At 68.5% G+C, this 23,152-nt stretch carries 25 protein-coding genes; 11 read left to right on the top strand and 14 right to left on the bottom strand.

Annotated features, from left to right (window positions below; translation table 11 throughout):
* Nucleotides 1-106: 106 nt before the first annotated feature.
* The 6 genes from kdsB to BMZ17_RS05465 all read right to left on the bottom strand — a co-directional run bounded on the left by kdsB (nt 107) and on the right by BMZ17_RS05465 (nt 7,229).
* On the bottom strand, nt 107-886 hold the full coding sequence (kdsB, locus tag BMZ17_RS05490; RefSeq protein ID WP_093136878.1) for a 3-deoxy-manno-octulosonate cytidylyltransferase: 780 nt from the start codon (nt 884-886) through the stop codon (nt 107-109).
* A 171-nt stretch (nt 887-1,057) separates the two neighbouring features.
* On the bottom strand, nt 1,058-2,080 hold the full coding sequence (lpxK, locus tag BMZ17_RS05485; protein WP_093136875.1) for a tetraacyldisaccharide 4'-kinase: 1,023 nt from the start codon (nt 2,078-2,080) through the stop codon (nt 1,058-1,060).
* Nucleotides 2,077-3,834, bottom strand: a complete 1,758-nt coding sequence (msbA, locus tag BMZ17_RS05480) for a lipid A export permease/ATP-binding protein MsbA (RefSeq protein ID WP_093136872.1) — start codon at nt 3,832-3,834, stop codon at nt 2,077-2,079. Before msbA ends, lpxK begins: the two co-directional genes overlap by 4 nt.
* Nucleotides 3,831-4,253, bottom strand: coding sequence for an ExbD/TolR family protein (locus BMZ17_RS05475; protein ID WP_093136869.1), 423 nt, complete (start codon nt 4,251-4,253; stop codon nt 3,831-3,833). The genes msbA and BMZ17_RS05475 overlap by 4 nt, the downstream gene beginning before the upstream one ends.
* 10 nt (nt 4,254-4,263) lie before the next feature.
* Nucleotides 4,264-4,893: a MotA/TolQ/ExbB proton channel family protein gene (locus tag BMZ17_RS05470; protein ID WP_093136867.1), complete on the bottom strand. Its 630-nt coding sequence runs from the start codon at nt 4,891-4,893 to the stop codon at nt 4,264-4,266.
* A gap of 2 nt (nt 4,894-4,895) precedes the next feature.
* Nucleotides 4,896-7,229, bottom strand: coding sequence for a DNA internalization-related competence protein ComEC/Rec2 (locus BMZ17_RS05465; RefSeq protein WP_093138062.1), 2,334 nt, complete (start codon nt 7,227-7,229; stop codon nt 4,896-4,898).
* 303 nt (nt 7,230-7,532) lie between these two features.
* On the opposite strand from BMZ17_RS05465, the gene BMZ17_RS05460 reads away from it, so the two are divergent.
* Nucleotides 7,533-8,789, top strand: coding sequence for a TCR/Tet family MFS transporter (locus BMZ17_RS05460; protein WP_093136865.1), 1,257 nt, complete (start codon nt 7,533-7,535; stop codon nt 8,787-8,789).
* Here BMZ17_RS05460 and BMZ17_RS05455 read toward each other — a convergent pair.
* From BMZ17_RS05455 to BMZ17_RS05445, 3 genes are read right to left on the bottom strand one after another with little or no spacing between them, the layout of a single operon-like run.
* Nucleotides 8,756-9,313: a 2'-5' RNA ligase family protein gene (locus BMZ17_RS05455; RefSeq protein ID WP_093136863.1), complete on the bottom strand. Its 558-nt coding sequence runs from the start codon at nt 9,311-9,313 to the stop codon at nt 8,756-8,758. The two genes, BMZ17_RS05460 and BMZ17_RS05455, sit on opposite strands and share 34 nt — an antisense overlap.
* 5 nt (nt 9,314-9,318) lie before the next feature.
* A complete protein-coding gene (locus BMZ17_RS05450; RefSeq protein ID WP_093136861.1) occupies nt 9,319-9,489 on the bottom strand; it encodes a DUF2256 domain-containing protein in 171 nt (56 codons plus the stop codon).
* A gap of 15 nt (nt 9,490-9,504) precedes the next feature.
* The gene (locus BMZ17_RS05445) at nt 9,505-9,846 is read right to left on the bottom strand and encodes a RidA family protein (RefSeq protein WP_093136858.1); all 342 of its coding nucleotides are present in this window, start codon (nt 9,844-9,846) and stop codon (nt 9,505-9,507) included.
* A 184-nt stretch (nt 9,847-10,030) separates the two neighbouring features.
* On the opposite strand from BMZ17_RS05445, the gene BMZ17_RS05440 reads away from it, so the two are divergent.
* From BMZ17_RS05440 to BMZ17_RS05425, 4 genes are all read left to right on the top strand, one after another.
* Nucleotides 10,031-11,143 (top strand): alkene reductase, encoded by a 1,113-nt coding sequence (locus BMZ17_RS05440; protein WP_254775189.1) that lies wholly within the window; start codon nt 10,031-10,033, stop codon nt 11,141-11,143.
* A gap of 210 nt (nt 11,144-11,353) precedes the next feature.
* Nucleotides 11,354-12,016, top strand: coding sequence for a class I SAM-dependent methyltransferase (locus tag BMZ17_RS05435; protein ID WP_093136855.1), 663 nt, complete (start codon nt 11,354-11,356; stop codon nt 12,014-12,016).
* Nucleotides 12,016-12,345, top strand: coding sequence for a YkgJ family cysteine cluster protein (locus BMZ17_RS05430; protein WP_093136852.1), 330 nt, complete (start codon nt 12,016-12,018; stop codon nt 12,343-12,345). The genes BMZ17_RS05435 and BMZ17_RS05430 overlap by 1 nt, the downstream gene beginning before the upstream one ends.
* A gap of 14 nt (nt 12,346-12,359) precedes the next feature.
* Entirely contained in the window at nt 12,360-12,545 is a 186-nt protein-coding gene (locus BMZ17_RS05425) for a hypothetical protein (protein ID WP_093136850.1), read from the top strand.
* Between the two features lie 76 nt (nt 12,546-12,621).
* Here BMZ17_RS05425 and BMZ17_RS05420 read toward each other — a convergent pair whose 3' ends face one another.
* Nucleotides 12,622-13,647, bottom strand: coding sequence for a LacI family DNA-binding transcriptional regulator (locus tag BMZ17_RS05420; protein ID WP_093136848.1), 1,026 nt, complete (start codon nt 13,645-13,647; stop codon nt 12,622-12,624).
* A 120-nt stretch (nt 13,648-13,767) separates the two neighbouring features.
* Entirely contained in the window at nt 13,768-14,529 is a 762-nt protein-coding gene (locus tag BMZ17_RS05415; RefSeq protein WP_093136846.1) for an SDR family NAD(P)-dependent oxidoreductase, read from the bottom strand.
* A gap of 116 nt (nt 14,530-14,645) precedes the next feature.
* Here BMZ17_RS05415 and BMZ17_RS05410 point away from each other — a divergent pair, with 116 nt between their 5' ends.
* Nucleotides 14,646-15,560 carry a LysR family transcriptional regulator gene (locus BMZ17_RS05410; RefSeq protein WP_093136843.1) on the top strand — a complete coding sequence of 305 codons (915 nt, stop codon included), beginning with the start codon at nt 14,646-14,648 and terminating at the stop codon, nt 15,558-15,560.
* 6 nt (nt 15,561-15,566) lie between these two features.
* Here BMZ17_RS05410 and BMZ17_RS05405 read toward each other — a convergent pair whose 3' ends face one another.
* On the bottom strand, nt 15,567-15,902 hold the full coding sequence (locus tag BMZ17_RS05405; protein WP_093136840.1) for a zinc ribbon domain-containing protein YjdM: 336 nt from the start codon (nt 15,900-15,902) through the stop codon (nt 15,567-15,569).
* A 145-nt stretch (nt 15,903-16,047) separates the two neighbouring features.
* On the opposite strand from BMZ17_RS05405, the gene BMZ17_RS05400 reads away from it, so the two are divergent.
* The 5 genes from BMZ17_RS05400 (at nt 16,048) to BMZ17_RS21265 (ending at nt 20,896) form a co-directional block, all read left to right on the top strand.
* Nucleotides 16,048-17,004 carry a cation diffusion facilitator family transporter gene (locus tag BMZ17_RS05400; protein WP_093136837.1) on the top strand — a complete coding sequence of 319 codons (957 nt, stop codon included), beginning with the start codon at nt 16,048-16,050 and terminating at the stop codon, nt 17,002-17,004.
* 60 nt (nt 17,005-17,064) lie between these two features.
* Nucleotides 17,065-17,814: a DUF6491 family protein gene (locus BMZ17_RS05395; RefSeq protein ID WP_093136835.1), complete on the top strand. Its 750-nt coding sequence runs from the start codon at nt 17,065-17,067 to the stop codon at nt 17,812-17,814.
* Nucleotides 17,815-17,942: 128 nt separating this feature from the next.
* On the top strand, nt 17,943-18,425 hold the full coding sequence (locus tag BMZ17_RS05390) for an FKBP-type peptidyl-prolyl cis-trans isomerase (RefSeq protein ID WP_093136832.1): 483 nt from the start codon (nt 17,943-17,945) through the stop codon (nt 18,423-18,425).
* Between the two features lie 159 nt (nt 18,426-18,584).
* Entirely contained in the window at nt 18,585-20,453 is a 1,869-nt protein-coding gene (locus BMZ17_RS05385) for an ABC transporter ATP-binding protein (RefSeq protein WP_093138060.1), read from the top strand.
* Between the two features lie 26 nt (nt 20,454-20,479).
* Nucleotides 20,480-20,896, top strand: coding sequence for a hypothetical protein (locus BMZ17_RS21265; protein WP_254775188.1), 417 nt, complete (start codon nt 20,480-20,482; stop codon nt 20,894-20,896).
* A 178-nt stretch (nt 20,897-21,074) separates the two neighbouring features.
* Here BMZ17_RS21265 and BMZ17_RS05375 read toward each other — a convergent pair whose 3' ends face one another.
* Both BMZ17_RS05375 and BMZ17_RS05370 read right to left on the bottom strand, forming a co-directional pair.
* Nucleotides 21,075-21,872 (bottom strand): amidohydrolase, encoded by a 798-nt coding sequence (locus BMZ17_RS05375; protein ID WP_093136829.1) that lies wholly within the window; start codon nt 21,870-21,872, stop codon nt 21,075-21,077.
* Between the two features lie 11 nt (nt 21,873-21,883).
* On the bottom strand, nt 21,884-23,032 hold the full coding sequence (locus BMZ17_RS05370; protein ID WP_093136826.1) for a pyridoxal phosphate-dependent aminotransferase: 1,149 nt from the start codon (nt 23,030-23,032) through the stop codon (nt 21,884-21,886).
* Nucleotides 23,033-23,152: the final 120 nt, after the last annotated feature.

The raw sequence follows: 23,152 nt of genomic DNA, 5'->3' as shown, positions 1-23,152 counted from the left end.
GCCCTGGATTATGCCGGAGGCGTGTTCACGCAACGGGACGACAGCCAACCGCCTGCGCCTGCGAATCGACCCCTCGCCGGATGCCGCCACGAACCGCTGTATGCGATCACGCCAATCCGTCCAAATGGCGCTGGGCGCGTTCCAGGTCTTCCGGCGTGTCCACGCCCGGCGGGAATTCGGCCGGGGTCAGCGCCACGGCGATCTTGAATCCCGCCTCCAGCGCACGCAGCTGCTCCAGCGATTCGGTGCGCTCCAGGTTGCCCGGCGGCAGCGCGGTGAACTGGCGCAGGAAGCCGGCGCGATACGCGTAGATGCCGATGTGGCGCAGGAACGGCGCGGCCGATTCCGGCAAGGTCTCGCGGCTGCGGGCGAAGCCATCGCGGTGCCACGGCAGCGGCGCGCGGCTGAAATACAGCGCATCGCCGTTGGCCGCCATCACCAGCTTGACCGCATTGGGGTCGAAGACCTGCTCGACCTCAAGGATCGGCGTGGCCAGGGTCGCCATCGGATGGCCGCTGGCCGACAGCGCCGCAGCGACGGCGCGGATGCCTTCGGGCGGTGCGAAGGGCTCGTCGCCCTGCAGGTTCACCACCAGCGTGTCGTCGTCCCAGCCGGCGATGCCGGCGCATTCGGCCAGGCGATCGCTGCCCGAGGCGTGGCTGGCGGCAGTCATCGCGACCTGCACGCCGCTGCCTTCCAGCACGCGGGCCACGCGCTCGTCATCGGTGGCGACCCAGACCTCGCGCGCGCCTGCATCCAGCGCGCGCTCGGCCACGTGCAGCACCAGCGGCCGGCCGCCCAGCAGTCGCAAGGGCTTGCCCGGCAGGCGCGAGGCGTCGTGGCGCGCAGGAATCGCGACGACGAAGGATTCGTTCAGTTCAGCCATCAGCACGGTCTCGCATGTCCGATCAGGTGGTGGCGATGCAGCAGGCCATCAAGGCGGCGCGCCATCGGCGCATTCGCGGTGCGTGGATGGTACGGCGACCACGTTCGCGCGCCGTCGTCGGCATGTCGCGGGCGAGGACAACGCAGTTGCTGCACAGGGAAGCGCCTGCGCTCAGGCCTTTCCACGCTTGGATGTACGGCGCGCAGCCTGCGCGCGCAGCGGCAGCAGGCGCGCCTCCAGGGCCACCCAGAAGGCTTCCGGCAGGGCGGCCTCGATCGGTACGCTGTAGGCCCAGTCGCCGACAAGACCCGCGCACTTCACCGCGTCCTTCTCTGTCATCAGCAGCGGCAGGTCGCTGCCGAACTGCAGGTCCTGCGCGGTGTAGGCCTGGTGGTCGTCGAAGGCATGCGGCACCACGCCGATGCCGTAGTCGCGCAGCATGTCGAAGAACCGCGCCGGATTGCCGATGCCGGCCACCGCATGCACGCGATGGCCGCTGAACGCCGCCAGCGGCAGCGGTTTGCCCGCCGTCATGGGCACCGCGCATTCGGACTGCAGCGTCATCGGCCATTCGCCGAAACCCGCCGCGCCGCCGTTGACGACACGGAAGTCGCAGCGCAGGCCGCGTGCCGCGGGCTCGCGCAGCGGCCCTGCGGGCAGCAGGCGGCCGTTGCCGTACCGGCGGCGGCCGTCGATGACTTCGATCTCCAGGTCGCGGCGCAGGCGATAGTGCTGCAGGCCGTCGTCACAGACCACGATGTCGCAGCCTTCTGCCGCCAGCGCACGTGCCGCGGCGACACGATCGCGGTCCACGCGCACGCGCACGCCGGTGCGACGGGCGATCAGCACCGGCTCATCGCCGCCGTCGGCCGGCGTGGTCTGCAGGTCCACCCAACGCGGCGAGGCTTCGTCGTTACGGCCGTAGCCGCGACTGGCCACGCCGGGCGTCCATCCGGCGTCACGCAGGCGCTGGACCAGCGCGATGGTCAGCGGCGTCTTGCCGGTGCCGCCGACGGTGACATTGCCGACCACGATGACCGGCACCGGCGCGCGCTTGCGGGCCAGCAGGTGCAGGCGGAACAGCGCGCCGCGCAGCTTCAGCGCGCTGGCGTAGATCGGCTCCAGCAGGCCCGCCAGCGGCGGCACCGGCGCACCGTCGAACCAGTGGCGCGGCGTCTTAGGCGCCTTGCTCATTCGGCTTCGCGGAACTGCGCACCGTGCAGCTGCGCGTACAGGCCGCCGCGGGCCAGCAGTTCGTGGTGCGTGCCCTGCTCGACCAGGCGGCCGTGGTCGAGCACCAGCACCTGGTCAGCGTGCTCGATGGTGGACAGGCGATGGGCGATGACCAGCGTGGTGCGATCGGGCATCAGCTGGGTCAGCGCGTCCTGGACCAGGCGCTCGGATTCGTTGTCCAGTGCGGCGGTCGCTTCGTCCAGGATCAGGATCGGCGCGTCCTTAAGCATCGCACGGGCGATCGCCAGGCGCTGGCGCTGGCCACCAGAGAGCTTGCCGCCCTTGACCCCGATCGCGGTGTCCTTGCCTTCGGGTAGCTGCTCGACGAATTCCATCGCATGCGCGCCACGCAGTGCCTTATCCAGCGCCTGCGGATCGGCCGACTGCATCTCGCCGTAGGCGACATTGGCCGCGATGCTGCCGTCGAACAGCATCACCTGCTGGCCGACCAGCGCGATCTGCCGGCGCAGGTCGGCCAGTGCGTAGTCCTGCAGCGGCTCGCCATCGACCAGGATCTGCCCGTCTTCCGCATCGTAAAAGCGCGGGATCAGCTTGATCAGGCTGGACTTGCCACTGCCCGAGCGGCCGACGATCGCGGTGACCGTGCCGGGCCGCGCGGTGAAGCTAATGTGCTCCAGCGCCGGCTTGCTCTGGCCCGGATAGCGCGCGGTGACGTCGCGAAACTCGATCGTGCCTTTGGCCCGGGTCAGCGGGCGCGTGCCGGCATCGGCTTCGTCCGGCGCATCCAGCACCGAGAACAGGCGCTCGGCCGAGGCCACGCCACGCTGCAGGACGTTCTGGACACTGGTGAGGTTTTTCAGCGCGGGGATGATGCCGGCCATCGACAGCAGCAGGGTGAAGAACCCGCCCGCGCTGAGGCGACCGGCCGCGGCTTCGTGCCCGGCAATCAACAACAGCGCGGCCAGGCCGATCGCCCCCATCATCTGCACCGTCGCGGTGGACAGGCCGCGGGTGGATTCGACCTTCATCGCCAGGCTGAGGTTGCGATCGGCCAGTGCGTGGTAACGCTGCAGCTCGGAGGCCTGCGCACCGTAGACCTTCACTTCCTGCTGGTTCGAGAGCGTCTGGTCGGCGGCCTGGAGCAGCTGCGCGCCGCTTTCCTGGATGCGATGGCTGACACGGCGGTAACGCTTGGCGACCTTGCTCATCACGAACGCCAGCGGCGGAACGAGCAGCACGATCGCGATCGTGACCTGCCAGCTGGTAATCAACATCGTGATCAGCAGTGCGATCGCCTGCAGCGCCTGCTGGATCATGGTTTTCAACGCGTCCACGGCGGCCTGGGCCACCTGGTCCGAGTCCGATCCCAGCCGCACCAGCATCGAGGGCACCGGCTCGGCATCGAAACGCGAACCCGGCAGGCGCAGGTACTTGCTCAACACCTTGACCCGCAGGTCACGGGCGATGCTGCGCGCCGCGCGTCCCATCGACATGTCGGTGATGTAGCCGGCGACGCCACGCACCAGGAACAGGCCCACGATCATCGCTGGCATCAGCCACTGCGACTCTTGCGGATCCTGGTTGAGGAAGGTGCGGTTGGTGATCGGCTCCATCAAATGCGCGAAGGCACCGGTCCCGGCCGCCTCCACCAAGGCCGCGATAAAGGCCAGCAGCAGCAGCCATCGGTAGGGTCCAGCGAAGGCCAGCAGCCGGCGATAGGTCTTCCACCCGGAATCGGGCGCGGCTGCACTCACTTGGCCGGCTCCGGCGCCGTGGCGATCGAGACGCGCTTGAAGTTCAACTGGGCCAGCGCGTCCAGCGCGGTGACCACGGCCTGGTGCGGGGTGCGACCGTCGGCGCGTAGCAGGACGGACTGGCCGCGGTCCTTGCCTGCGGCCTGGACCAGCGCGCGCTTGAGCGCATCGACATCGGTATGCAGCACTTCACTGTCGCCGACGAAATAACGCCCCTCGGCATTGATCAGCACGCTCAACGCCTTGGGCGGCGTGCCCGTCTGCTGCTGTGAGGCCGAAGGCAGCTGCAGCTGCAGGGTCGAGCGCGCATCGAAAGTGGTGGTGATCACGAAGAAGATGATCAGCACCAGGATCACGTCGATCAGCGGGACCAGGTTGATCTCCGGCTCGTCGTGGGCACGGTCGTCGCGGATACGCATGCGGCGCGGCTCAGTCGTACTGCCGCGGCGCGGCGGCGTTGCGCACTTCCAGCGCGTCGGACAGGGCCATCGCCTGCTGCTCCATCTCGACCACGTAGCCAGTGATCTTGCCGCGGAAATAGCGATGGAAGATCAGCGCCGGGATCGCTACCAGCATGCCGGTGGCCGTGCACACCAGCGCCTTGCCGATGCCGCCGGCAAGCTGGTTCACATCGCCCAGGCCGTGATCGAGGATGCCCAGGAACATCTGGATCATGCCGACCACCGTGCCCAGCAGGCCCAGCAGCGGGCCGGCCGCGGCAATCGTGCCCAGGGTGTTGAGGAAGCGCTCCATGCGATGGACCAGGTGGCGGCCGGTGTCCTCGATGCGCTCACGGACCACGTCGCGCGAGCGATGGCGCACGTCCAGCGCGGCGGCCAGCAGCGCGCCCAGCGGCGAGGTCTGGCGCAGGGATTCGATGTGCGTGTCTTCCAGATTGGCCGAGGCGGCCCAACGGCGGACTTCCTCACCCAGGCCGGGCGGCAGGATCTCCTTGCGACGCAGGCTCCAGAAGCGCTCCACCACGATGGCCAGGGCCAAGACGGCAAGCAGCAAGAGCGGGATCATGGGCCAACCGCCCGCCTTGACCAGTTCCAGCACGTTCAATCCTCCGGCGCTTGGGGCCGTGTAGTCACAGACCGATAGGATAGCGCAGCGCTTGATCGCACCCCGACCGCGTCCCACAGGCGCCGCTGCCAGGCGCGGCGTTCACGCACGGCCAGCCCGTCCGCGCCTAGCCAGACCGTGAGTGCGCCGCTGTCGGCGGTGTTCAGCACCTCGCTACCGGCCTGCTGCCAGCGCCGCACGATCTGCGCGCGCGGATGGCCGAAGCGGTTGCCATACCCGGCCGACACCAGCGCCAACCGCGCGCCCGTGGCCTGGACGAAGCCGGGATCGGACGATTCATCGCTGCCATGATGCGGCGCCAGCACGACCTCGGCGCGCAGCCTAGTGGGCTGCTCACGCAGCAGCTTGCGCTCGATGACCTGGCCGATATCGCCGGTCAGCAGCGCGGCGCCCTGCCGCGCCTGCACGCGCAGCACGCAGCTGGCCTCGTTGCCCAAATAGGGAAAGCCGCGCGCCGGATGCAGCACTTCGAAGCTCACGCCATCCCATTCCCAAGCCTGGCCGCGGCGGCAGGCGGTCTGCAGCGGCACCGGCGAACCCGAAGGCGCCAGCACCTCGCGCACCGGCATGCCCAGCAGCACCGCGCCCAGGCCGCCGGCATGATCCGCATCGCCGTGGCTGACCATCACCCGGTCCAGCGCATCGATGCCCAATGCATGCAGCGCCGGCACGACGACGCGCTCGCCGGCATCGAAGCCATCGGCCACCGCAGGCCCGGTATCGAACAGCAGCGCGTGGTCGTGGGTGCGGACCAGCACCGACAGCCCCTGCCCCACATCCAGCACCGTCAGTGCGACTTCGCCCGGGGCCGGACGGCCGGTGTCCGGCCACATCAGCGGCAGCCACAGCAGCAGCGCCAATGGCTTGCCCGGCACGCCGCGCGGCAGCAGCAACCAGAACGCGCCCAGCAGCGCCAACGGCAGCGTGTACCACGCGCCTTCAGCCAGCCACCACAAGGAAAAGCGGCTGCGCGCCATCCACGCGAACAACGCCCAGCTCGGCTCGAACGCATGCCCGGCCAGCCACCACGCCGGCGTACCCCAGCCGGCGTGCAGCGCTTCCAGCCCGGTGCCCAGCAGCGACAACGGCACAATCACCAGGCTCCACCAAGGGATCGCCACCAAATTGGCCAGCGGCCCGGCCAGCGAAGCCTGGCCGAACAGCACCACCGTCAGCGGCAGCAGCCCGAGGCTGGCCACGCCCTGCGCGGACAGGAACTGCCGCAGCAGCGGCGCATCGCTGCGCGGCAGGCACCACAGCAGCCAGCCCACGCCGGCGAAGCTCAGCCAGAAACCGGCGACCAGCGGCGACAGCGGATCGACCAGCAGCACCGCCAGCGTGGCCAGCGCCAGTGACTGCACGCCCGACGCAGGCCGTCGTCCGCAGCGGGCCAGCGCCACCACCGCAATCATCAGCACCGTGCGCGTGGTCGGCAGCGAGAACCCGGACAGCACCGCATAGCCCGTGGCGAACCCCATCGCCGCCACGCCGGCCGCCATCGACCGCGGCCACCAGCGCCCCAGCTGCGGGAACAGCCGCCACAGCCCGGCCACCAGCAGCGCGCCCAGGCCGGCGACCAGTCCGACGTGGAAGCCGGAGATCGCGATCAGATGGGTCAGGCCAGCCGCACGCAGTGTGTTCCAGTCGGCATCGTCCAGGCTGCCGGTATCGCCCAGCGCCAGCGCGCGCACGAAACGCTGCGACGCGGGGGGCGCCTGGCTCGCGATCCGCGCCGACATGCGCTCGCGCCAGGCATCCACGCCGGTCGGCGGCGACAACGCACGCGCCCGCTCGACCTGGCGCACGTAGCCGGTCGCGGCCACGCGCCGGGCCAGCGCATAACGCTCGCTGTCGAAGCCACCAGGATTGGCCAGTCCGCGCGGCGCGCGCAGGCGCACCACCAGTTTCCAGCGCGCGCCGGCGTGCAGCTGGGTGCGCGGGCCCGGCGCGGTGGCACCGAAGTCGTCGTACCAGGACAGCTGCAGCCTGCGTCCGCAACCACGCGCCTGTTCGCCCGGACAGGCATCGGCCAGAAAATCGAACCGCGTGCGCCGCGCCTCGGCCTGCGGCAGGCCGACGATCCGACCTTCGAGCACCAGGTCCTGCTTTTCGAAGCGCGGCGGCAGTTGCGCCGACAACACGTGCCCGGCCTGCAATCCTGTCCACGCAAGCCCGACCAGCAGCGCCGCCAGCAGCCGCAACCCGCCCGGCCGCCACCACAGGCCGATGCCCAGGCACAGCAGCACCACCAGCACCCAGCGCGCGGGCAAGGCCGGCAACAGCAGGCCACCACGGCTGCCCGCCAGCATCACCAGCGCGACCGCCACGCCAAAGGGCGCCATCTTGAAAGCGAAAACCGCGGGCAGCGTCCTGTTGCCCTGCCCGGTCCATGGGCGCGTCCACTGCATCGGCGGCCTCCTGCCTGCGCTGCACACCCAGCTTCGCAAGCGACGATCGCGCTGCCCATCGGCGCACGACGCGCCGGCCTGTCAGGCAAATCCGAACCACCATCGCCCTGCGCTACCATCGCCCTCGCGTCAGGCCAGCCCGGTCCTCCCTGCGTCAGCCGCTGCCGCCCTTCCCGCCGCCCAGCGGCCCTGCGCGAATCCTGTATGTCACTTCCCGCGTTCCGTGCCGGCAAAGCCGCCGTCGCCTTCATCCTGGTCACCGCGATGCTGGACATCGTCGCGATGGGCATCATCATCCCGGTGCTGCCGCACCTGATCGAACAGTTCTCCGGTTCGACCTCGCGCGCCGGCCTGATCAATGGCGTGTTCGTCGCGCTGTGGGCGCTGATGCAGTTCCTGGTCTCGCCGATCGTCGGCTCGCTCTCGGACCGCTACGGACGCCGGCCGGTGATCCTGCTGTCCACGGCCGGGCTGGCGGTGGATTACCTGCTGATGGCCGTCGCACCGAATCTTTGGTGGCTGGCCGCCGGGCGCATCGTCTCGGGCATCACCACCGCCAGCTTCACCACGGTCTATGCCTACATGGCCGACATCACCACGCCGGAAAACCGCGCCCGCGGCTACGGCCTGATCGGTGCGGCCTTCAGCGCCGGCTTCGTCGCCGGACCGCTGCTTGGCGGTGTGCTGGGCGAATGGTCGCCGCGTGCGCCGTTCTGGGCGGCGGCGGCGATGAGCGCGCTGGCGTTCTGCTATGGCCTGTTCGTGCTGCCCGAGTCACTGAGCCAGGAGCGGCGCATGGCCTTCTCCTGGCATCGCGCCAATCCGTTGGGCGCGCTGCGCCTGCTGCGCTCGCACCAGGAGCTGACCGGCCTGGCGGTGGTGAACTTCCTGCTGTACTTCGCCCACCACGTGTTCTCGGCGGTGTTCGTGCTGTATGCCGGCGCGCGCTACGGCTGGGGCGCGTGGCAGGTGGGCATGCTGCTCGCCCTGGTCGGCGCGCTGGACATGGTGGTCCAAGGCACGCTGACCGCGCCGATGGTCAAGCGCTTCGGCGACCGTCGCACGATGATCATCGGGCTGTGCTTCGGCACGATCGGCATCGCCTGCATGGGCCTGGCGCCGACCGGCTGGCTGTTCGTCGCGGCGATGCTGCCCAACGCGCTGTGGGGCGTGGCGATGCCGACCATCCAGTCGCTGATGACCCAGCGCGTGTCCGAGTCCGAACAAGGCCAGCTGCAGGGCGCCAACAACAGCGTCGGCGCGATTGCCGGCGTGCTCTCGCCGGTGTTTTTCGGCTGGGTGTACTCAGCTTCGGTCGGGCCGAATGCGGGCATTCCCTATATCGGCACGGCGTTCCTGATCGCCGCGTGCGTGCTCGCCGCGGCGGCGTTCATGGGCGTGCTGGGCGGACGCGCGGTCACGCCCACTCAGTCCAGCGACCAGCGCCCCAGCACCTCGTAAGGCGCGCCGGTCACGCCGCGCAGCAGGACGACTTCGCCGAACGCCAAACGCACCGGCGGACTGTCTTCCGGCGGCGCGCGGCGATCGTCGTTGTGGCCCAGCGTGAGATGCGGATGGAACGCCGGCGACTTGGCCAGCAGCAGGCGGTTGAGCATGGCCGCCTGGCGCACGCGTACTTCCAGCTCGGCCAGCGCGCGCGGCGTTTGCGATGCGGCCAATACCACCGAATTGCGTCCGAACACGGCGACCTGATCCAGCGTCAGCACGAACGGGTCGCCCTGCACGCTGGCCATCGCCCGCTGCGCACCTGCCACCACCGATGGGATCTGCTCGTCCATCGGCTGGCCCAGGTACAGCAGGGTCACGTGGCGCTTGGCTGCCAGCACCGGCTTTATTTGGCCGAAGCGCGTGCCATGCAGGCGCGCGGCTTCGTCCAGCACCGCCTGGTCGCCGTCGGCCGGCATCAGGGCGAAGAACAGGCTTGGCGGCGGCGCGCTGGGTCGGGCGAAGAAATCGTCCTGCATGGTCTCTATCTCTTGGCCGGCTCGGCAGGCCCGCGTGGCGTGCCTTTACGGCAGGCGTCGGAGCAGTAAACGACCTGATCCCAGTCGCGCGCCCATTTCTTGCGCCAGGTGAAGTCCCGCCCGCACACCGGGCAGCGCTTGCGTGGCAAATCAGCTTTGGCCACGCCGCGCGGCATGCAGGCGGTGCGCGATCAGACCGCGGCGGTGATGACGATCTCGACCTTCCATTCCGGCTTGGCCAGCTGGGCCTGCACGGTGGCGCGGGCCGGGGTGTGGCCGGGGACGACCCAGGTTTCCCACTCGGCATTCATGCCGGCGAACTCGGACAGGTCGGCCATGAAGATCTCCGCGCGCAGGATCTTGGACTTGTCCGAACCGGCCTGGGCCAGCAGCGCGTCGATGTGGCCGAGCACTTCGCGGGTCTGGGCGCCGATGTCGCCGCCGGCTTCCGCAATCTGCCCGGCCAGGTAGGCCACGCCGTTGTGCACGGTCATCTCGGACATGCGCGGGCCGGTATCGAAACGCTGGATCATGGAAACACTCGGTAGTGGATGGGAGGCGCGCCACGCTACCGGCCCGGCGAGCGGATTCCAAGCGGTCCGAGGCTCTTCCGACATGATGGATGCTGCATTCCAGCCATGGCCGCGGGTTTGCACCCGCCGGCAACACGCCCGCGCGCAGGATCGGCAGCCTCCTTCCCAACCTGCGAGCCTGTCCGTGGCCGATTCCGCTTCTGATGTCAGTGTCCTGTTCTCTCCCACCCGCCTGGGCGACATCGCCCTGGCCAACCGCGTGGTCATGGCCCCGCTGACCCGTGACCGCGCCATCGAAGGCCGCGTGCCCACGCCGCTGGCCATCGACTACTACGCCCAGCGCGCAAGCGCCGGCCTGATCATCGCCGAGGCGACCCAGATCACCCCGCTCGGCCAGGGCTACCTAGACACGCCCGGCATCTATAGCGAGGCGCAGGTCGCCGGCTGGAAGGCCGTGACCGACGCGGTCCACGCGGCCGGCGGCAAGATCGTCCTGCAGCTGTGGCACGTGGGCCGTATCTCCCACGTCAGCCTGCTGCCGGAGGGCGAAGTCCCAGTCGCGCCCAGCGCACGCCGCGCCAAGGCGCAGACCTTCACCGCCGAGGGCATGGTCGATGTGTCCGAGCCACGCGCGCTCGAACTGGACGAAATCCCCGCGCTCATCGCCGACTACCGCACCGCCGCGCGCAATGCCATCGCGGCTGGTTTCGATGGCGTGGAAGTGCATGCGGCCAACGGCTACCTGATCGACCAGTTCCTGCGCGACGGCAGCAACCACCGCACCGACGCTTATGGCGGCAGCATCGAACATCGCACCCGCCTGCTGGACGAAGTGGTCAACGCCGTGGCTGAGGAAATCGGCGCCGGCCGCACCGGCGTGCGCCTGTCACCGGTGACCCCGGCCAACGATGCCCACGACAGCGCCCCGCAGCCGCTGTTCGAGCGCGCGGTCGCGCGGCTGGAAGCCATCGGCGGCCTGGCCTTCATCCACGTGATCGAGGGCGCCACCGGCGGCCCGCGCGACAACATCGCCTTCGACTACGCCGCGCTGAAAGCCAAGTTCAGCGGTCCGTGGATCGTCAACAACGGCTACGACAAAGCCATGGCGGTGGCCGCGCTGACCGCGGGCAAGGCCGATGCGGTCGCCTTCGGCAGGCCTTTCATCGCCAACCCGGACCTGGTGGCGCGCCTGCGCCAGGACGCGCCGCTGGCCAGTTTCAACCAGGCCACGCTGTATGGCGGCGGTGCCGAGGGCTACACCGACTATCCGGCGCTGACCGCTGAAGCCGTGAACTGAGCGCGGCGTTGCCACAGCGCTGGACCGGCATGCGCGGGCGCTATCACGCCATTCCCAAGCGGTAAAGCCAGTGTGGAACATTTGTGTTATCATGCAGATGTTCCACGCTGCTACGCGCGCGTTTCGTCCGGCCACTCCGGCGCCCGTCTCTCGCTCTCTTTCCTTCGGTGTGTCGCCCAGCAGGGCCGGCATCTCCACCCGGGAGCGCCCGTGTCGGGCTATTCGACCCAGATCCGCGACTACGCCTTTGGCGACCAGCATTTCCGCATCCGCGCCCTGAGCGATCTGCAGCAGTTCGCCGATCCCGACGCCCTGGCGGAAATCGCGGGCATTTCCTCGGCGCAGTGGAGCCTGTTCGGTCAGGTCTGGCCGTCCGGCGAACTGCTGGCGCTGGCCATGGCCACCCATGTCGTGCAGGGCAAGCGCGTGCTGGAACTGGGCTGCGGCCTGGGCCTGGCCAGCCTGGTGCTGCGGCGCCGCGGGGTTGAGATCGTGGCCACCGACCACCATCCCTTGGCGGAGGTGTTCCTGGCTTACAACGCCGGCCTCAACGATCTGGATGCCGTGCCCTATCGCCACATGGACTGGGCGACCGGCAGCAAGAACATGGGCCGCTTCGATCTGATCATCGGCAGCGACGTGCTGTACGAACGTGGCCCGGCGCTGGCGCTGGTCGCGCTGCTGCCTTCCCTGATGCGGCCGGCCTGCGAGGTGGTGATCTGCGATCCGGCGCGCGGCCACGCCGGCGTCTTCACCCGGGGCCTTGCCGAACATGGGCTCCGCCTGACCACGCCGCGGCTTGCCGCGGCCCCCGGACAAAAGCGCGAGGCGCACCTGCTGTATTACCACCGTGGAACCGAGGCCTTGCAGTAATGGCCCTCGACGCAATCGAAGACGGCATCGACCCGACCGTGCAATGCAGTGGCTGCGATGCGATCTGCTGCCGGCTGACGGTGGTGCTCGATGCCGACGACACGCGGGTGCCCGGCTATCTCACCACCCGCACGCACGAAGGACTGCGCGTGATGGCCCGGGACGAAGAAGGCTGGTGCGTGGCGGTCGGGCCCGACATGGGCTGCACCATCTACGAGGCCCGCCCGACCGTATGCCGCCGCTTCGTAATGGGCGCCCCTTATTGCCGCGACATCCGCCAGGTCCACCACGACCAGCTGCGCCGCGGCATTCCCTTGACGATGTACTGACCCTGGAGATCCCAATGCCCCGTACCAGTTCCAAGATGACCATGGCCAAGGCCAAGAGCGGCAACGAGAAAGGCGGCGCGCTGACCCACGAACGCCTGCAGGCCGACCTGGAAGCCTTCCGCAAGGCCGGCGGCCGGGTCGAAGTGCTCGGCAATACCCGCGTCCTGAAGAAGGTCGACGGGCAGGAAAACGCCGCCTGAGCCTGCGCACCACGCAAAAAGAAGAGGCCGTGCAAGCGGCCTTCTTTTTTTTGCGGAAGATGCAAGGCGCGTCGGATCAGAGCGGCGGCGGCGCGTTTTCGGCGGTGATGATGTGGAAGCGGGTCTGGGCCACGGCCGGCGCCGGGCCGTCGTGGTTGGCATACAGCAGGTACTGCATGCCGTGGAACGCCTGGGCTTCCGGATCCTGGTCGATCAGGGCCGAGATGCGGCCGGCACGCAGCAGCGCATCGTGCTGCGGGGTGGATTCGTGGGTAATCCAGACCGGGCGTTCTTCCGGCGAAAGCCGGCCCAGCGCGCGATCGACGCCGGTCGTGCCCTGGCCGTTGCCGTAGATGCCCACCAGCGGCGTGGCACCGCGCAGGTGGCTGCGCACGGCTGCCTCGGCCAGTTCTTCCTCGTCGCGCATGTCGACCGGGCCGACCAGCTCCAGGTGCGGGAAGTCGCGCTTCATGACCTGGGTGAAGCCTTCCGAGCGCTCCCGGTACGGCTGGAAGTTGGACAGGCCGGTCAGCATCAGCACCCGGCCCTCGCGGCGCAGGAAGCGCCCCATCAGCAGCGCGGCGGTCGCACCCGCGGCGCGGTTGTCCACGCCCACGTAAGGCACGTTCTGGCCCAGGCCCGGCAGGTTGTTGACCATCAGCACCGCGGGCATGCCGTTGCCGACGGCCAGCTCCAGCGCGCCGCGCACTTCGGGCGTATCGCCGGCGACCATGATCAGGCCATGCCGGCGATGGCGCGGCTTGGTCATGAACTTCACCAGCGGCGCCTGGTCTTCCGATGCCCACACGCTGCGGTGCAGGACGATGCTCTTGCCGAGCATGCTGGCCACGCGCTGCAGCGCCTGCTCCATGCGGCGGGAGAATTCGTTCTCGGCCTTGGTGCGGATGATGTCGAAGTGCATCGAACCGCGCACCGAGCTGGGCAGCACGCGGCCGGTGCCCAACCGGCGCGCGGCCTCCAGCACCTTCTTGCGGCGCGCCTCGGAGACGCCGCCGCGGTCGTTGAGCACGCGGTCGACGGTGCTGGGACTGACCCCGGCGAGTTCGGCGATCTGATGGAAGTTGGGCTTGTTGCGCGGCATCGCCACAGCACCTGACTGTCAAAAGGATCGCCTAGTGTGCCGTGCAACGCACGCAACATGCATCCCCGCACCGTGCAACAGTGTGGGAATGCAATACGCATTTCGTCTTAGATGCAGCTCTCAGACGAACATGCCGCCCGAGGCTTCCACCCGCTGGCCATTGATCCACGCGGTGCCCGGCGCCAGCAGCGCGGCGACCACCGGGCCAATGTCATCGGGCTGGCCCACCCGGCCCAGCGCGGTGAACGAGGCCACCGTGGCATTGACCTGCGGGTTGTCACGGACCAGGCCGCCGGAGAAATCGGTGGCGATCGCGCCCGGCGCCAACGTGTTGGCACTGATCCCCCGCTCGCCCAGCTCACGCGCCAGGTAGCGGGTGAAGACCTCGATGCCGCCCTTGACCATCGCGTAGGCCGAGCTGCCCGGCAGCGCGAAGCGCGCCAGCCCGCTGGACACGTTGAGGATGCGGCCGCCATCGGCGATCAGCGGCAGCAGCGCCTGGGTCAGGAAGAACGGCGCCTTCAGGTGCACCTTCACCACCTCGTCGAACTGCGCCTGGGTGGTCTCGGCGATGGAGGCATGCAGGCTGGTGCCGGCGTTGTTGACCAGTGCGTCGAAATCGCTGCGCTCCCAGCCGGCCAGGACCTGCTTCACCTGCCCGGCGAAGGCGACAAAGCCGTCGGCATCGGCCACGTCCAGTGGCAGCGCCACGGCACGGCGACCCTTGGCTTCGATCTGGGCGACGACGTCCTGCGCGGCCTGTGCATTCGTGTTGTAGGTCAGGATGACATCGCTGCCGGCGTCGGCCTGGGCCAGCGCGGCATTGCGGCCCAGGCCGCGGCTACCGCCGGTGATCAAGGTGATGTGGGTGCTGCGGCTCATGGAAAACTCCTGCGGAATGCGGGCGGGGTTGCCCGATGCCCTGCAGGCTATTGCGCTTGCGATGGAGCATAAACCACGCGATCCTGATTTAATCGTTCATCAATGGCGAACAATCCATGGATTCCCTGGACACCTTGCGCATTTTCCAGCGCGTGGCCGAACTGGGCGCCTTCACCCGCGCCGCCGATTCACTGGGGCTGCCCAAGGCCAGCGTCTCGACCGCCGTGCAGCGGCTGGAGGCCAACGTCGGCACCCAGCTGCTCCACCGGACCACGCGCCGGGTGCAGCTGACCGCCGATGGCGAAGTCTTCTACCAGCGCAGCCGCGACCTGGCCGATGACATGGACGAACTCCACGGCATGTTCCGCGAGGCGAGACAGCTCAAGGGCCGGCTGCGCGTGGACATGTCCGGCGGCCTGGCGCGCGGCTACGTGCTGCCGCGGCTGCCGGAGTTCCTGGCCGAGCATCCGCTGCTGGAGGTGGAAATCAGCAGCACCGACCGCCTGGTCGATGTGATCCGCGAGGGCTTCGACTGCGTGCTGTGCGGCGGCACCGTGGCCGACAGCTCACTGGTGGCGCGCCCACTCGGAATGATGCCGATCGCCAGCTGCGCCAGCCCGGCCTACCTCGCCAAACACGGCACGCCGCGCAGCATCGATGAGCTGGAAGGCCACCAGCTGGTGCACTACGTCGGCACGCTGGGCCAGCGCTCGCCGGGGTTCGAATATTTCGACGGCACCGGCTACGCCATGCGCGCCCTGCCCGGCCCGATCACCGTCAACAGCGGCGACGCCTACGTGGCCGCGGCGCTGGCCGGCTTCGGCATCATCCAGCCGCCGGCGATCGGCGTGCGCAAGCTACTGGCGGCCGGCGAACTGGTCGAGATCCTGCCCGGCGCCCCGGCCGAACCGATGCCGCTGACCCTGCTCTATCCGCGGCGCCGGCACCTGCCGCGCCGGGTCGGCGCCTTCATGGACTGGCTCGCCGGCGTGGCCACGCCGCACCTGGATCCGATGCCGGCGCCGCGTTGATTCGCCCTACGCCTTGCGCAGGAAGCAGGTCTTCAGCACCAGGCCCTTGATCTTGTCGGAGTTGCCTTCGATGTGTTCGGCATCGTCCTCGACCAGGCGGATGCCGCGGATCACCGTGCCCTGCTTGAGCGGGATTGAGGAACCCTTGACCTTCAAGTCCTTGATGACCGTGACCGTATCGCCCTGCACCAGCACGTTGCCGTTGCTGTCGCGCACCACCAGCGCCGCCTGCGCCGGCGCCTCGCCGCTCCATTCGAAGCCGCAGTCCGCACAGACCATCAAGGCGCCATCGGCGTAGGTGTTCTCCAGCGAACACTGGGGACAGACGGGAACATCGGACATGGCGTGGAGCTCAAACAGGGCGCGCGATTGTAGCGGCCACTGACACGATCGCAGCGACGTGCCTGCCCGTACCGCGCCACGGCTCACGTGATGCGGACGCGCACCTGTCCACGATGACAGCTCCCCTCGCCGCATCCCCACGCCCATGGCCCAACCTTCCGGCTCACGCCTCGTCGTCTACGCCGCCCTGGCCGGCAACCTGGCGATCGCCATTGCCAAGTTCATCGCCGCCGGCATTTCCGGCAGCTCGGCCATGCTCAGCGAAGGCGTGCACTCGCTGGTGGACACCGTCAACGAGCTGTTGCTGCTCTACGGCCTGCATCGCGCGGAGAAAAGGCCCGACGCGACCCATCCGTTCGGCTACGGGCGCGAGCTGTATTTCTGGAGCTTCATCGTGGCGCTGCTGGTGTTCGCCGCTGGCGCCGGCGTCTCGGCTTACGAAGGCATCCAGCACATCCGCAAGCCGGAACCGGCCACCAATCACCTGATCAGCTACATCGTCCTGGGCGTGTCGATTTTGTTCGAAGGCGCGTCGTGGTTCGTCGCCCTGCGCGAGTTCCGCGCGACCAAGGGCAAGCTGGGCTACTTCGAAGCCTTCCGCCGCAGCAAGGATCCTTCCACCTTCACCGTGCTGCTGGAAGACAGCGCCGCGCTGCTGGGCCTGGGCATCGCGCTGGCCGGCCTGCTTGCTGCGCAGCTGCTGGACATGCCGGTACTCGACGGCGTGGCCTCGCTGGGCATCGCCGCGGTGCTGGCGGTGGCGGCCTTCCTGCTGGCGCGCGAAACCAAGGGCCTGCTGGTCGGCGAACCGGCGCATCCCAAGATCGCGCAGACGATCCTGGACGTCGCCAGGGCCGACGGCGACCTGCGCAATCCCAACGGCGTGACCACGATGCAGATGGGGCCGAACCAGGTCGTGGCGATGCTCAGCGCCGAGTTCGAGGACGACCGCACCACCCCGCAGATCGAGGCCTGCATCACCCGCATCGAACACGCGGTCAAACAACAGTATCCCGAACTCACCGCGTTGTTCGTCAAGCCGCAGGCGCCGGAAGTGTTCCAGGCCCGCCGCGCGGCGATGGATGCGCCCACACCGCAGTGAAACCTGCGCAAGGCGCGCATGACCTAGACTGGCCGTCCCACTTCATCAAGGAACGATGAGATGCGCGCAACCTTATTTGCGGCCCTGTTCGCCTGCTGCAGCCTGCCGATGTCCACGGCCTTCGCCGATCCGGCGCGTGTGCCGCCCGCGCCGCAATGCCTGGACGCTCGCCAGATCACCGATACGCGCCAGGTCGATGCAAGCACCCTGGTGATCGCCAGCGGTGCAAGCCAGTTCCACACCGTCACGCTGGCCGGCGAATGCCCGGCGCTGGAAGCGGCCAGCCGCCAGCAACTGCTGGCCCGCGATGGCTGGGTCTGCGGCGGCCCCAACGAATACGTCCAGGCCGACCAGCAGCGCTGCCCGGTGGCCGCGGTCGCCACGATCGATGGCAAGACCTTCGCAGCAATGGCCCGCGCTGCCGACCAAGCCGCCGGCGCCGCCACCTTGGACACCGTGCAGGTGGTCGGCCCGCAGCGCGGACAGGGGTTTCGCGGCTCGCCCAGCTACTGCTTCGCGCCGCGCTATGTGCGCTCCTGGGCCTCCGATCCGCAGGGCCTGCTGGTGGAAGTCTCGCGCCGCCATCCCGGCGGCCACGGCTGGTATCGGGTGGAGCTGGCAGGCAGCTGCCCGGAGCTGGCCCGCAGCCCGGAAGTGAACTTCCGCTCGCAGATGGACATCGGGATGATCTGCGGCAATCCCGGCGACGTGGTGCTGCCCACGGCCCGGCCCGAAGGCTTCCACAACAGCGGCCTGGGCGGCATCAGCTGCCAGGTCGGCGCGGTGTATCCGGTCGGCAAGATCAACTGAACCTGCGCGCAGGCCAACACGCCGCGCGGTTGTATCGGGCGGGGCCTTTGCCTAAGGTAGCGGGGTCATTCCGACCCTGCGTCGTGTCGTTGCCGACGTATCCCCCCTCATTACTACGGAGGTTTCCCATGGAAATCATGGACGGCCGCGTCGCCACCATTCATTACACGCTGACCGACGACGATGGCATCGTCATCGACAAGTCCTCGCCCGAGTCGCCGTTGAGCTATCTGCACGGCGCCGGCAACATCGTGCCCGGCCTGGAGCAGGCGCTGGAAGGCAAGAAGGCCGGTGACACCCTCACCGCCGACGTGCCGCCGGAGCTGGCCTATGGCCCGCGCCACGAGCAGTTGGTGCAGCAGGTCGCGCGCGCCGCGTTCCCCGAAGGCGCCGACATCACCCCGGGCATGCAGTTCGAAGCCCACGGCGACCAGGGCCCGATCGTGGTCATGGTCACCGAGGTCGGCGACGAGCAGGTCACCATCGACGGCAACCACCCGCTGGCCGGCCGCACCCTGCACTTCGCCGTGGAAGTGGCCGGCGTGCGCGAACCGAGCGCCGACGAACTGAGCCACGGTCACGTGCATGGCGAAGGTGGCGTGCACCACTGAGGCCCGTGCGGGCGCCTGCCCGCCTTCGCGCATCAGAAAAGCCGGCGCCCAGCGCCGGCTTTTTTTATTGGCTATTGCTTGTTCTGCCGACGTGCCGATGACACAGCGAGCCAACATGCTTCACCGCCGTGCGCTGGTTACAACGGCACAATGACGCCCATGTCACATCCTGCCCCCGCCGCGCGTTCCGGCAAGAGTCCCAGCCTGCGCGAGCGCTTCGATGCGATGCGCAACCTGCCGCCGTTCCTGCGCATGGTCTGGTCGACCAGCCCGTGGCTGACCGTGGGCAGTCTGGGCCTGCGCCTGGTCAAGGCACTGCTGCCGATCGCCACGCTGTATGTCGGCAAGCTGATCATCGACGAGGCCGTGCGCTTGGTCGGTGCCGGCGTCCATTTCGATTCGCTCAGCGGTGCGCTCGCCAGCGGCCAGCTGGCGCGATTGTTCGAGCTGCTGCTGCTGGAATTCGCCCTGGCGATCGGCTCGGACCTGCTGGGCCGGCTGATCAGCTACGCCGACACCCTGCTGTCGGAGCTGTTCACCAACGCCACCAGCATCCGGCTGATGGAACACGCCGCCACGCTGGACCTGGAAGACTTCGAAGACCCGGAGCTGCAGGACAAGCTGGACCGCGCGCGGCGCCAGACCATGGGCCGGATGAACCTGCTCAGCCAGCTGTTCGGCCAGGTGCAGGACACCATCACCGTGATCAGTTTCGCCATCGGCCTGCTGGCCTACGCGCCGTGGCTGATCGTGCTGCTGATCGTGGCGCTGGTGCCGGCGTTCGTGGGCGAATCGCACTTCAACGCGCTGGGCTACTCGCTCAATTTCCAGTGGACGCCCGAACGCCGCCAGCTGGAATACGTGCGCCAGACCGGCGCCAGCGTGGAAACGGCCAAGGAGGTGAAGATCTTCAACCTCCACCGCTTCCTGATCGACCGTTACCGCACGCTGTCGCTGAAGCTGTTCACCGCCAATCGCACGCTGGCCAAGCGCCGCGCGATCTGGGGCACGGCGCTGGCGGCGCTGGGTTCGCTGGGCTACTACGTCGCCTACGCCTACATCGCCTGGCGCACGGTCAAGGGCGATTTCTCGATCGGTGATTTGACCTTCCTGGCCGGCAGCTTCCTGCGCCTGCGCCAGCTGCTGGAAGGCCTGCTGGTCGGTTTCTCACAGGTGGCCGGCCAGGCGCTGTACCTGGACGATCTGTTTTCGTTCTTCGCGATCCAGCCGGAGATCGTCTCGCCCGCCGAACCGATCCCGTTCCCCAAGCCGATCCGGCAGGGCTTCGTCTTCGAGAACGTCGGCTTCCATTACCCCGATGCCGAGCACTGGGCCGTGCGGCATCTGGATTTCGAACTCAAGGCCGGCGAAGTGCTGGCCCTGGTCGGAGAGAACGGCGCCGGCAAGACCACCCTGGTCAAGCTGCTGGCGCGCCTGTACGACCCGGACGAGGGCCGCATCCTGCTCGACGGCCGCGACCTTCGCGAATACGACCTGGACGAACTGCGCGCCAACGTCGGCGTGATCTTCCAGGACTTCGTCCGCTACTACCTCACTGCCGGCGAGAACATCGGCGTGGGCCGGATCGAGGCGATGGACGACGACGCGCGCATCCGCAGTGCAGCGCACAGCGCGCTGGCCGACCAGGTGATCGAGGGCCTGCCGGCCGGCTACGACCAGCTGATCGGGCGCCGTTTCAAGACCGGCGTGGACCTGTCCGGCGGCCAGTGGCAGAAGGTCGCGATCGCGCGCGCCTACATGCGCCAGGCGCAGGTGATGATCCTGGACGAGCCCACCGCGGCGCTGGATGCACGCAGCGAGTTCGAGGTGTTCCAACGCTTCCGCGAGCTGTCCGAAGAACGCACCGCGGTGCTGATTTCGCATCGGTTCTCGTCGGTGCGCATGGCCGACCGCATCCTGGTCCTGCACCTGGGCCAGGTCGAAGCGGTGGGCACGCATGAAAGCCTGCTGGCCGAGGGCGGCCGCTACGCCGAACTGTTCGAACTGCAGGCCGCCGGCTATCGTTGAGCGCTGGATTTCCCGGGAGGCATCACATGCGTCGTTCCATCGTCCTTGCATCCGCGTTGCTGGCCAGCGCGCTCACCTTGCCCGCGCTTGCGCAGACGCCCGCGCCCGGCAGCGAAGGCTGGAATCCCGACAACTTCGCCCAGGCCAAGGCACAGGCCGACCGGGACGAGGCCTCGCTGCCTGCGGATGTCTCGAAAGCCATGCGCATGACCCAGCAGGACACGCTGGAGCAAGGCATCAAGGTCTGCGCCACGCCCAATCCGGATACGAGCCCGTTCGTGCTGGTCGCGCGCCTGGACGCGCGCGGCACGATCAACCGCATCTGGCGCTCGGGCAGCACGCCGCTGTCGATCTGCATGGAGAAATACCTGCGCGGCCGCGTGCTGATGGTGCCGGTGCGTGCGCCGTTCTATGTGTCTTACGAGCTGAGTTTCGCGCCATAGTCGCGAAGCGGGCGATTTCCAAGGCCCTCTCCCCTCGGGACATCAGCCCCCTTTTGGGGGGAGGGGTTGGGGTGAGGGCTCGGGGCGAAGCCTCTCTAAAAGCAATTTCATGCAGCTCCGCCCGAACCTCATCCGCCCCTGCGGGGCACCTTCTCCTGGAGGGAGAAGGGAGTACTGCTCATCGCAGCTCGAACGCATCCGCATCCAGCATCGCCGGGAAGTGTTCGCGATGCGCGCGCAGGGCTTCGGCCGACACGGCCGCGTACGTGATGCCTTCGGAGGCATCGGCTTCGGCCAGCGGCTGGCCCAGCGCATCCAGCACCACGCTGTCGCCGGCATACGGATGGCCGTTGCCATCGGTGCCCACGCGATTGACCGCCGCGACCACGCACAGGTTCTCGATCGCCCGCGCGCGCAGCAGCGTCTGCCAGGCATAGCGGCGCGGCGAGGGCCAGTTGGCCACGAATAGCTGCAGATCGAAATCGAGCTGGCCAGGACGCTCCACGTCATAGCGGTTACGGCAGAACACCGGGAAGCGCAGGTCGTAGCAGACCTGCGGATTGATGCGCCAACCCTTCCACTCCACGCTCAGCCGCTCGCGGCCCGGCGCGTAGCGCTTGTGCTCGTTGGCATAACGGAACAGATGCCGTTTGTCGTAGTACGACAGCGCGCCATCGGGCGTGGCCCACAGCAGGCGGTTGAACACGCCGTCAGCGGTGCGCAGCTGCACGCTCCCGGTCACCGCGGCATCGAGCTGCACGGCCTGCTCGCGGATCCAGGCCACGGTCGGGCCGTCCATGTCCTCGGCCTTGTCGATGGCATCGTTGGAGAAGCCGCTGGTGAAGGTCTCAGGCAGGATCACCAGATCGGCATTGCCCGCGGTCGGCGCGACCAAGTCACCGTAGTAACTGCGGTTGCCGGCCGGGTCGTGCCAACGGGTCGCGCCCTGGACCAGGGCGATCCTAAGGTCCTGCATCGGTGCGACGCTCACAGCTTCACCAGCCGTTCGATCGCCGCATCCAGCGTTGCCGCGTTCTTGGCGAAGCACAGCCGCGCCAGGCGCTGGCCGGCCGGCGGGGTTTCATAGAACGGCGACAACGGGATCGCGGTGACGCCGTGTTCGATCGTCAGCCACTTCACGAACTCGATGTCCGGCAGATCGCTGATGGCCGAGTAATCGACCAGTTGGAAATACCCGCCCGGCACCGGCAGCGGCTTGAGCTTGGTGCCGAGCAGCTGCTCGCGGAAACGATCGCGCTTGGCCTGGTAGAACGCGCCGAGTTCCTCGTCGTGTTCCGGCTCGGCCTCCAGCATCGCGGCGAACGCGTACTGCGCCGGCCCGAAGCTGGTGAAGGTGTTGTACTGGTGGACCTTGCGGAACTCGGCGGTCAGCGCCGGCGGCGCGATCGCATAGCCGATCTTCCAGCCGGTGCAGTGGTAGGTCTTGCCGAAGCTGGACACCACGAAGGCACGCTTGGCCAGTTCGGGCCAGCGCAGGATCGATTCGTGCACGCGGCCGTCGAACACGATGTGCTCGTAGACCTCGTCGGAGATCAGGAAGATGTCGGTGCCTTCCAGCAGCTTGGTCAGCGCTTCGAGGTCCGCCTTGCCCAGCATCGCGCCGGACGGGTTGTGCGGGCTGTTGACCATGATCAGGCGCGTCTTGGGCGTGATCGCGGCACGGACCTTGTCCCAGTCCACGGCAAAGGTCTGCGGGTCCAGCGCGACGTGAACGGCCTTGGCGCCGGCCAGGTCGATGGCCGGCTCGTAGCTGTCGTAGGCTGGGTCCAGCACGATCACTTCCTCGCCCGGGCGCACCACCGCGTGGATGGCGTTGAACAGGGCTTCGGTGGCGCCACTGGTCACGGTGATCTCGGTGTCCGGGTTCACATGCGCGCCGTAGCAGCGCAGCACCTTGCCGGCGATGGCCTGGCGCAGCGGCGCCACGCCGTGCATCGGCGGGTACTGGTTGTGGCCGGCGCGCATGGCCTTGTCCAGTTCATCCACCAGGCGCTGGGGCACCGGGAAATCCGGGAAGCCCTGCCCCAGATTGACCGCGCCGTGCTCGGCGGCCAGCTGCGACATCACGGTGAAGATGGTGGTGCCCACGCGGGGCAGTTTGGTCTGCAGGGACATGGTTCAAGCGGTGTGCGTCGGGGTCGCCGAGTGTACGCAAGCCACGTGGCGGCCGCGGTCTCCAGGCGAAATACAGCGTTCAGCGGCGCCGCTGCCGGCCCGAATCCACCGCATGGCCCC

It is taken from the genome of Pseudoxanthomonas sp. GM95, from assembly GCF_900109775.1.
Lineage (GTDB): Bacteria > Pseudomonadota > Gammaproteobacteria > Xanthomonadales > Xanthomonadaceae > Pseudoxanthomonas_A.
The sequence above is the reverse complement of the archived record's forward strand: the minus strand, read 5'-3'. Positions and strand labels throughout refer to the sequence as shown.

Coding starts and splice junctions, on each gene's coding strand:
- BMZ17_RS05395 (WP_093136835.1), top strand. CDS start 17,065: ATGCGCGCAACCTTATTTGCGGCCCTGTTCGCCTGCTGCAGCCTGCCG.
- BMZ17_RS21265 (WP_254775188.1), top strand. CDS start 20,480: ATGCGTCGTTCCATCGTCCTTGCATCCGCGTTGCTGGCCAGCGCGCTC.
- BMZ17_RS05370 (WP_093136826.1), bottom strand. CDS start 23,032: ATGTCCCTGCAGACCAAACTGCCCCGCGTGGGCACCACCATCTTCACC.
- BMZ17_RS05425 (WP_093136850.1), top strand. CDS start 12,360: ATGCCCCGTACCAGTTCCAAGATGACCATGGCCAAGGCCAAGAGCGGC.
- BMZ17_RS05445 (WP_093136858.1), bottom strand. CDS start 9,846: ATGATCCAGCGTTTCGATACCGGCCCGCGCATGTCCGAGATGACCGTG.
- lpxK (WP_093136875.1), bottom strand. CDS start 2,080: ATGAGCAAGGCGCCTAAGACGCCGCGCCACTGGTTCGACGGTGCGCCG.
- BMZ17_RS05410 (WP_093136843.1), top strand. CDS start 14,646: ATGGATTCCCTGGACACCTTGCGCATTTTCCAGCGCGTGGCCGAACTG.
- BMZ17_RS05450 (WP_093136861.1), bottom strand. CDS start 9,489: ATGCCGCGCGGCGTGGCCAAAGCTGATTTGCCACGCAAGCGCTGCCCG.
- BMZ17_RS05375 (WP_093136829.1), bottom strand. CDS start 21,872: ATGCAGGACCTTAGGATCGCCCTGGTCCAGGGCGCGACCCGTTGGCAC.
- BMZ17_RS05415 (WP_093136846.1), bottom strand. CDS start 14,529: ATGAGCCGCAGCACCCACATCACCTTGATCACCGGCGGTAGCCGCGGC.
- BMZ17_RS05400 (WP_093136837.1), top strand. CDS start 16,048: ATGGCCCAACCTTCCGGCTCACGCCTCGTCGTCTACGCCGCCCTGGCC.
- BMZ17_RS05460 (WP_093136865.1), top strand. CDS start 7,533: ATGTCACTTCCCGCGTTCCGTGCCGGCAAAGCCGCCGTCGCCTTCATC.
- BMZ17_RS05465 (WP_093138062.1), bottom strand. CDS start 7,229: ATGCTGGCGGGCAGCCGTGGTGGCCTGCTGTTGCCGGCCTTGCCCGCG.
- BMZ17_RS05455 (WP_093136863.1), bottom strand. CDS start 9,313: ATGCAGGACGATTTCTTCGCCCGACCCAGCGCGCCGCCGCCAAGCCTG.
- BMZ17_RS05385 (WP_093138060.1), top strand. CDS start 18,585: ATGTCACATCCTGCCCCCGCCGCGCGTTCCGGCAAGAGTCCCAGCCTG.
- BMZ17_RS05420 (WP_093136848.1), bottom strand. CDS start 13,647: ATGCCGCGCAACAAGCCCAACTTCCATCAGATCGCCGAACTCGCCGGG.
- BMZ17_RS05390 (WP_093136832.1), top strand. CDS start 17,943: ATGGAAATCATGGACGGCCGCGTCGCCACCATTCATTACACGCTGACC.
- kdsB (WP_093136878.1), bottom strand. CDS start 886: ATGGCTGAACTGAACGAATCCTTCGTCGTCGCGATTCCTGCGCGCCAC.
- BMZ17_RS05430 (WP_093136852.1), top strand. CDS start 12,016: ATGGCCCTCGACGCAATCGAAGACGGCATCGACCCGACCGTGCAATGC.
- BMZ17_RS05405 (WP_093136840.1), bottom strand. CDS start 15,902: ATGTCCGATGTTCCCGTCTGTCCCCAGTGTTCGCTGGAGAACACCTAC.
- BMZ17_RS05475 (WP_093136869.1), bottom strand. CDS start 4,253: ATGCGTATCCGCGACGACCGTGCCCACGACGAGCCGGAGATCAACCTG.